General features: G+C 68.0%; 7 protein-coding genes. 5 read left to right on the forward strand and 2 right to left on the reverse strand.

Annotated features, from left to right (window positions below):
• Positions 1 to 69 precede the first annotated feature (69 nt).
• Positions 70 to 1,107 (forward strand): zinc-dependent alcohol dehydrogenase family protein, encoded by a 1,038-nt coding sequence (locus BM394_RS13435; RefSeq protein WP_092978240.1) that lies wholly within the window; start codon positions 70 to 72, stop codon positions 1,105 to 1,107.
• 214 nt (positions 1,108 to 1,321) lie between these two features.
• On the opposite strand, the gene BM394_RS13440 is transcribed toward BM394_RS13435, so the two are convergent.
• Positions 1,322 to 3,166, reverse strand: a complete 1,845-nt coding sequence (locus BM394_RS13440; RefSeq protein WP_092978242.1) for an acyl-CoA dehydrogenase — start codon at positions 3,164 to 3,166, stop codon at positions 1,322 to 1,324.
• Positions 3,167 to 3,413: 247 nt separating this feature from the next.
• On the opposite strand from BM394_RS13440, the gene BM394_RS13445 reads away from it, so the two are divergent.
• Complete coding sequence (locus tag BM394_RS13445; protein WP_092978394.1) at positions 3,414 to 4,445, forward strand: ATP-binding cassette domain-containing protein; 1,032 nt, start codon at positions 3,414 to 3,416, stop codon at positions 4,443 to 4,445.
• Positions 4,446 to 4,610: 165 nt separating this feature from the next.
• On the opposite strand, the gene BM394_RS13450 is transcribed toward BM394_RS13445, so the two are convergent.
• Complete coding sequence (locus tag BM394_RS13450; protein ID WP_092978396.1) at positions 4,611 to 4,727, reverse strand: DUF397 domain-containing protein; 117 nt, start codon at positions 4,725 to 4,727, stop codon at positions 4,611 to 4,613.
• A gap of 148 nt (positions 4,728 to 4,875) precedes the next feature.
• On the opposite strand from BM394_RS13450, the gene BM394_RS13455 reads away from it, so the two are divergent.
• From BM394_RS13455 to BM394_RS22450, 3 genes are all read left to right on the forward strand, one after another.
• Positions 4,876 to 6,096 carry a helix-turn-helix domain-containing protein gene (locus BM394_RS13455; protein WP_245780173.1) on the forward strand — a complete coding sequence of 407 codons (1,221 nt, stop codon included), beginning with the start codon at positions 4,876 to 4,878 and terminating at the stop codon, positions 6,094 to 6,096.
• 87 nt (positions 6,097 to 6,183) lie between these two features.
• The gene (locus BM394_RS13460) at positions 6,184 to 6,402 is read left to right on the forward strand and encodes a hypothetical protein (RefSeq protein ID WP_245780174.1); all 219 of its coding nucleotides are present in this window, start codon (positions 6,184 to 6,186) and stop codon (positions 6,400 to 6,402) included.
• On the forward strand, positions 6,399 to 6,626 hold the full coding sequence (locus BM394_RS22450; protein WP_139235219.1) for a hypothetical protein: 228 nt from the start codon (positions 6,399 to 6,401) through the stop codon (positions 6,624 to 6,626). The genes BM394_RS13460 and BM394_RS22450 overlap by 4 nt, the downstream gene beginning before the upstream one ends.
• The last annotated feature ends 253 nt before the right edge of the window (positions 6,627 to 6,879 follow it).

The raw sequence follows: 6,879 nt of genomic DNA on the forward strand, positions 1-6,879 counted from the left end.
GCCGGAATCCCGCGACTACTCCATACGTGTGACGGGGTGGAAGGTCTCCATCCGAAACGGAGTGGTTTCATGCGCGCCACCGTCATACACGGTGCGGGCGACGTCCGGATCGAGGACGTCGCCGACCCGGTGCTGGCCGAGCCCACCGACGCGATCGTGCGGGTGAGCCTCACCTGCATCTGCGGCAGCGATCTCTGGCCCTACAAGGGCATGGAGCGGGACGGCGCGGGCAGTCGCATCGGTCACGAGTTCGTCGGGATCGTCGAGGAAACCGGCTCCGAGGTCGACGGGTTGCGTGCCGGTGATCTGGTGGTTTCACCGTTCACCTGGTCGGACGGCCACTGCACCTACTGCAGGGAGCGACTGCAGACCTCCTGCGTCAACGGTGGCCTGTGGGGCTCGCCCGGTTCGGACGGTGCCCAGGGTGAGGCGGTACGGGTTCCCCATGCCGAGGGCACGTTGGTCCGCCTGCCGGTGGAGCCGGACAGCGAGCTGCTGCCCGGCTTGCTGACACTGGCCGACGTGCTTCCCACCGGACACCACGCCGCCGTCTCCGCCGGGGTGCGTCCCGGCGGCACCGCCACCGTCGTCGGTGACGGTGCGGTCGGGCTGTGCGGGGTGCTCGCGGCCAACCGGCTCGGTGCCGAGCGCATCATCGTCATGGGCAGGCACACCGATCGGACGGACCTCGCCGTGGAGTTCGGCGCCACCGACGTGGTGCCCGAGCGCGGCGACGAGGCGGTGGAACGCGTCCGCGAGCTGACCGGTGGCGAGGGCACGCACTCGGTGCTGGAGTGCGTCGGCACCGGCGACTCGTTGCGAACCGCGCTGCGGCTGGCCCGCGAGGGCGGCCGGGTCGGTTACGTCGGCGTCCCGCAGGAGGGCGACGGCGTGGACGTGCGCGAGATGTTCATGCGCAACGTCGGCATCTCCGGCGGGGTGTGCCCCGCCCGCGCCTACATCCCCGAGCTGCTGCCCGACGTGCTCTACGGCAAGCTCGACCCCGGTCGGGTGTTCGACCAGCGGACCGAACTGGACGGTGTTCCGGACGGGTACCGCGACATGGCCGACCGGAAGGCGCTGAAGGTCCTCGTCGACCCGAGCTGAGTTCGAGGAGTGCGTTGCCGGTTCCCGGGCGCGGCGATTTCGCGAGAAATCGACGGGGCCCGGGGCCGTATCCGCCGTCCCGCGCGGCGATTTCGTGGGAAATTTACGCCGCGCCGAGAGACACCGAACGGACGAAACCGCGCCCACCGGTCCCGCCGGGTTTCCCGGTGGTGCCGGTGGGCGCGGGTGAGTCGTCACGAGCGCGATCCGGGGATCAGAACGCGGTTTCGTCGATCTCCATCAGCGAGTTGTCGGTGTTCTCCACGATCTTCCGCCGCGAGGAGAGCTCCGGCAGCACGTTCTTGGCGAAGAACCGGACCGCGGCGACCTTGCCGTTGTAGAACGCGGCCTCCCTGCCGGTGGCCCCGCCGTCCAGCGCGCGCAGCGCGATCTCGGCCTGGCGCAGCAGCAGCCAGCCGATCAGCACGTCGCCCATGCTCATCAGCAGGGTCACGGCCTGCTGGCCGACCTTGTAGATCTCGTTGACGTCCTCCTGCGCGGAGGTCGCGAAGTTGAACAGCGCTCCGAGGATGCCCTGCGCGTCGTCCAGCGCCTGCCCGAGCAGCTCGCGCTCCTCCTTGAGCCGCTCGTCGGCCTCGGCGGAGTTCAGGGTCCGCTGGATCTCGTTGGCCACGTGGCCGATCGCCTGACCGTTGTTCTTGACGATCTTGCGGAAGAAGAAGTCCTGCGCCTGGATCGCGGTGGTGCCCTCGTAGAGGCTGTCGATCTTGGCGTCGCGGATGTACTGCTCGATCGGGTAGTCCTGCAGGTAGCCCGAGCCACCGAGGGTCTGCAGCGACAGCGTGAGCATCTCGTAGGCCCGCTCCGAGCCGACACCCTTGACGATGGGCAGCAGCAGGTCGTTGATCTGCTCGTACAGGCTCACGTCCTCACCGGAGGTCTTGGCCTGCGCGATGCGGTCCTGGTAGTCGGAGGTGTAGCAGTAGACGGCACGCAGCCCTTCCGCGTAGGTCTTCTGCAGCATCAGGATGCGCCGCACATCCGGGTGGTGCGTGATCGTGACGCGGGGTGCCGTCTTGTCCGTCGAGCGCGGCATGTCGGCGCTCTGCACCCGCTCCTTGGCGTACTCCAGCGCGTTGAGGTAGCCGGTGGACAGGGTGCCGATGGCCTTGGTGCCGACCATCATCCTGGCGTACTCGATGACCTGGAACATCTGTGCGATGCCGTCGTGCACCTCGCCCAGCAGCCAGCCCTTGGCCGGGGCGTCGTGCTGCCCGAAGGTGACCTCGCAGGTCGCCGAGGCGTTGAGCCCCATCTTGTGCTCGACGTTGGTGACGTAGGCGCCGTTGCGCTCGCCGGGTTCACCGGTGCTGTCGTCGAAGTGGTACTTCGGCACCAGGAACAGGCTCAGCCCCTTGGTGCCGGGCTTGGGCTCCACACCGGGGCCCTCTGGCCGGGCCAGTACCAGGTGCATGATGTTCTCGGTCATGTCCTGGTCGCCCGAGGTGATGAAGCGCTTGACCCCTTCGAGGTGCCAGCTGCCGTCCTCCTGCTTGACGGCCTTGGTGCGGCCCGCGCCCACGTCGGAACCGGCGTCGGGCTCGGTCAGCACCATCGTCGCGCCCCAGCCGCGATCGATCATCAGCTCGGCCCAGCGCTGCTGCTGCTCGGTGCCGTTCTCCCACAGGATGGTGGCGAAGCTCGGCCCGGCCATGTACATGAATATCGCGGGGTTGGAGCCCAGCATCAGCTCGGCCGCCGCCCACTGCACCGACGGCGGGATGCCGTAGCCGCCCAGCTCGTCGGGCAGGCTCAGCCGCCACCACTCACCGTCCATGACCTGTTGGTAGGACTTCTTGAACCCCTCGGGCAGGGTGACCGAGGCGGTCTTGGGGTCGAACTGGGCCGGGTTGCGGTCACCCTCCTCGAAGGAATCGGCCAGCGGGCCGGTGGCGAGGGTGTTCAGCTCGGTGAGCACGCCCCGGGCCGAGTCCTCGTCGGCCTGTTCGAACGCGCCCTTGCCCAGCCGATTCTGCACTTCGAACAGCTCGAAGAGGTTGAATTCGAGGTCGCGGATATTGCTCTTGTAATGGCCCATGGCGTGGCTCCCTCGTGCTGAATCGTGCGGGCGGGCCAGGTACCACGCCCTTACTCATCGGTAACCCAAGTATATTACCTAGTAGTAACTTCTGCCAAGGAAAGACCGGTCGTAAGACCCGAATGTCGGCACTTTTCCCGGCTCAACGGCCGGTTCGGGAGCTCTCGGTTGCGCGCGGTCGCGCGTGACACGGCCGCCCCGCTTAGAGTTGCCACGTATCCCACCCGAGCGGATGGAGGCTCCCGCGATGACCTCCGCTACGGCGATCAGCGCCGAATCACTGGTCAAGAACTTCGGTACCAACCGCGCGCTGGACGGGGTGGAGTTCTCGGCTCGCGAGGGGCGGGTGCTCGGGCTGCTGGGGCCGAACGGGGCGGGCAAGACCACCGCCGTGCGCATCCTGACCACCCTGCTGCGTCCCGACGCCGGAAGCGCTTCCGTGGCCGGGCACGACGTGCTCACCGAGCCGAACGCGGTGCGGCGTTCCATCGGTCTCTCCGGGCAGTACGCCGCCGTGGACGAGAACCTCACCGGTCGCGAGAACCTCTACATGGTCGGCAGGCTCTACGGCATGAACCGCCCGGACGCGCGAACGCGCGCCGGTGAACTGCTGGACGGTTTCCGACTGCGGGAGGCCGGTGACCGGATCGCCAAGGGGTACTCGGGCGGGATGCGCAGACGCCTGGACCTCGCGGGCGCGCTGGTGGCCAGACCCCCGGTGGTGATGCTCGACGAGCCCACCACCGGGCTCGATCCGCGCGGGCGGATGGACACCTGGCGGCTCATCGCCGAACTGGTCGACGACGGCACCACCGTGCTGCTGACCACCCAGTACCTGGAGGAGGCGGACGCGCTCGCCGACACCATCGCGGTCATCGACCACGGCAGGGTGATCGCCAACGGCACCTCGAACGAGCTGAAGGCGCTGGTCGGGGGCGAACGCCTGGAGCTGGTGGTCGACGAGACGACCGAAATGGACACCGCCGCCGAGGTGCTCGCCGGGATCGGCTCCGACACCCCGCGGGTCGACGCGCAGAGCCGCCGGTTGCAGGTGGCCGTGAACGACGGCTCGAAGTCGTTGATCGAGGCGGTACGCCGGCTGGGCGAGTCGGGGATCGAGGTGCACGACGTGGGACTGCACCGCCCCACCCTCGACGACGCGTTCCTCAGCCTCACCGGTAAGCCCACCGAGGCGTCCGGCAACGGCGGGACAGCCGATGTCGCCGAGCCCGAAGGGGTCGCCACCGCCGAGCGCGCGGAGCGGGGAGGCCGAGAGTGACCGTCGTTCCACCGAGCCTGCGGGACAGTTCCGTGGTCGCCTGGATCTTCGTGCAGACGGTGGCCTTCAGCTTCTTCTCGGAAACACAAACAACGGTTTAGCTCTCTAGCCAGGTAGGACACGAAAAAACGCCCCGGCGAACCGGGGGCGTTCCTGTTTCGGCGGTCAGTCGAACCACTCCGCCTTCACCGCGTCGATGAATGCGGCCCACTGGATGCCGGTGGTGGTGAAGTAGCTGGCGGAGCGGTCCTTCGTATCGCGGACGGCGGCGTCATCGGCCAGTGACTGGAGCGGAAGAGACTCCCCAACATCTCGTCACCTGATCGCGTTCCGGCTATCCTCGGTGCGTACCTCTTCGCGGAGGTTTTGCCCCCGGTCGACGGGCCGGGGGCTCGCGAAGAGGGCGACTTCCGCGAAGAGGGTGGTCCGTGTGGCCGATGAGCTCGCAGACAAAACGATCGGGGAACGGATTCAGATCATCCGGGAGCGGCAAGGCAAGTCGCGCCCGGTGCTGGCTGGTCTGGTGGGGCGTTCCGGGGAGTGGCTGAAAGCCGTCGAAAAGGGCCGGCTACACCCACCGCGCTGGGAAAAACTCGTTCAGCTGGCCGACGCGCTCGGCGTGCAGAATCTCGCCGAGTTGACCGGCGACAAGCCACCGATGGGAGCGACCGGCCGGGCAACGCACGAAGCCGTGCCCGCGATGCGTGAAGCCATCGAAGAGACCATGCTCAGCGTTTCGGCGGAACGGGTGCCGGATTCTGCGACGCTGCACCAACGAACCGCGGACGCCTGGCACCTGTGGCACACCTCCCCAACTCCGCGAGCCTCGGTCGGCGCGGTACTGCCGCAGATCATCCGGGAGGCTCGTCACGCCACGCGAGCACTCGACGGTGACCAGCGCAGGCAGGCACACGTGGCACTGTCGGCGGCCTACGCACTCTCCGAGCAGGTGCTCGCGTGGGTAGCTGATTCAGCGTTGTTGTGGCTGGCAGCGGATCGGTGCATGTCCGCGGCCGAGCAGGCCGACGATCCCGAAGCGTTGGCCGGTGCCGCGTGGGTACTGGGCAACGTGTGGCGTGCGACCGGTCGTGAAGAGGACGCACTACGGCTGGTCACCGATGCGGCCGATCTGCTCGCCCCGCACCTGAACACGTCCGGCGACGGCACGCGAGCGCTGTGGGGCTCATGCCGGTTGCACGCCGCGATCACCGCGGCCCGGCTCGGCCGCGAAGGCGACGCGCTGCGCCATCTCGATCAAGCAAACAACATGGCCGACCGGCTTCCGGCTGACTACGCGCATCCGTGGACGCTGTTCGGCCGTGCCAATACGGACGTGACCGGGGTATCGGTGCACGTCGACCTGCGTAAGTCGGGCCAAGCCATCGATGTGGCCGAGCAGATCAATCCGGACCAAGTGCCCTCGGTCGATCGGCGCGCACGGCTGTGGTTGGAAGCGGCACGGGCCTACCACCAACGCAGGGAGCACACGGCGACCTTGTACGTGTTGCAGCGCGCCACCAACGTCAGTGAAGAGTCCATGCGCTGCCATCCGTTGTCCCGCGGCATCGCGGGCGAGCTGGTCACGTTGGGCGGGCGCATGGTGCAACCGGAAGCACGGGGGTTGGCACACCGGCTCGGGCTGACCGTCTAACTTCCTGCGGGGGTACAGTTTGTACCTCTCCGATGGGTACGTGAACACATACCTCGTACTCACAGCCGAACGCACCACGCTACGGGCATGACCACGAGATCAACGGAACCCGTGTTGGTGCGGTGTAACACCGTCGAGCACGACGGCACCGAATCGCTGCGATTGTCGGTCGAGGGTGGTCGGCTGACGATCATCACTCCCACTGTCTACAACCGCACCCGGTGGAGTGCGGAGCAGGCCCGCACCCTGCGGGACACCCTCACGAAGCTGTTGGGCCGGCTGCCGGGCGGGGGTGGTTCCCGGTGAGCCGGCCCCATACGCAGCTGGCCGTACTGCTGCGCCGCTGTCAGTGGATGTTGGACGAGGCGGCCTACAAGCTCGGTGGTAAGCGGCTTCCGGCCGCTGATCGGCACGACCTGGCCGACGCGCTGGACGAACTCTCGGCCGCGCTGCGCGAGTACCGCGACGCTCCCACCGAGGCGGAGACGGACGAGGACGGGCCGCCCACGATCGTGGACCCCGACTCGTGACCGCCCGGAAGAACCGGCCCTACCTCGGCCGACACGGGTTCCGCCCCTGCCGACTACCGGGACACGTGCCCGTGTTGTCCGGCGATCTCGCGGTACCGGGGCCGCACTCGGTGCGGACCCCTGGCGGTTACCGCCATGACGGAGGTACCTGCTCGGTGAGCAACGACGGAGCGACACCCCGCGGGTGGTTCCGCGACCAGACCACTCTTGCTCGCATTCTCGCCGGTCTCCGCGCCCTGTGAGCCACGGCTCG

The sequence above is a fragment of the Actinopolyspora lacussalsi subsp. righensis genome (assembly GCF_900116555.1).
GTDB lineage: Bacteria > Actinomycetota > Actinomycetes > Mycobacteriales > Pseudonocardiaceae > Actinopolyspora > Actinopolyspora lacussalsi.

Excerpts from the sequence above, each read along its gene's own strand:
- BM394_RS13435 (WP_092978240.1), top strand. The coding sequence starts at position 70 with ATGCGCGCCACCGTCATACACGGTGCGGGCGACGTCCGGATCGAGGAC.
- BM394_RS13440 (WP_092978242.1), bottom strand. The coding sequence starts at position 3,166 with ATGGGCCATTACAAGAGCAATATCCGCGACCTCGAATTCAACCTCTTC.
- BM394_RS13445 (WP_092978394.1), top strand. The coding sequence starts at position 3,414 with ATGACCTCCGCTACGGCGATCAGCGCCGAATCACTGGTCAAGAACTTC.
- BM394_RS13460 (WP_245780174.1), top strand. The coding sequence starts at position 6,184 with ATGACCACGAGATCAACGGAACCCGTGTTGGTGCGGTGTAACACCGTC.